The organism is Colwellia marinimaniae (assembly GCF_002207865.1).
GTDB classification, from domain to species: domain Bacteria; phylum Pseudomonadota; class Gammaproteobacteria; order Enterobacterales; family Alteromonadaceae; genus Colwellia; species Colwellia marinimaniae.
Map to the genome: position 1 here is coordinate 1 of NZ_BDQM01000546.1, position 232 is coordinate 232.

Here is a 232-nt window from a genome sequence, read left to right on the forward strand (position 1 = left end):
GGTTATGTGTTTTGGGGGCGATCGTGAGGCAAAGAAAACCCGGCGCTGAGGCCGGGTTATTCTTGTTCTCTGGTCAAATTATATAGTTGGAAAACAAGGATGCATATATGAATGAACGATGCAGAGGCAATGCCGATGGCGATAGTGGGTATCATGTAGCCGCTTATGCTGGAAAGAAGCAATAACCCGCAGAAAAACAAAGCTCCAAGCTCAACAAAACTAAGGGCATAGA

At 45.7% G+C, this 232-nt stretch carries 1 protein-coding gene; it reads right to left on the bottom strand.

Annotated elements, in window-relative coordinates:
• Positions 1-56 precede the first annotated feature (56 nt).
• A partial coding sequence (locus tag MTCD1_RS21105) for a hypothetical protein (RefSeq protein WP_438819317.1) occupies positions 57-232 on the bottom strand: 176 nt, incomplete at its 5' end.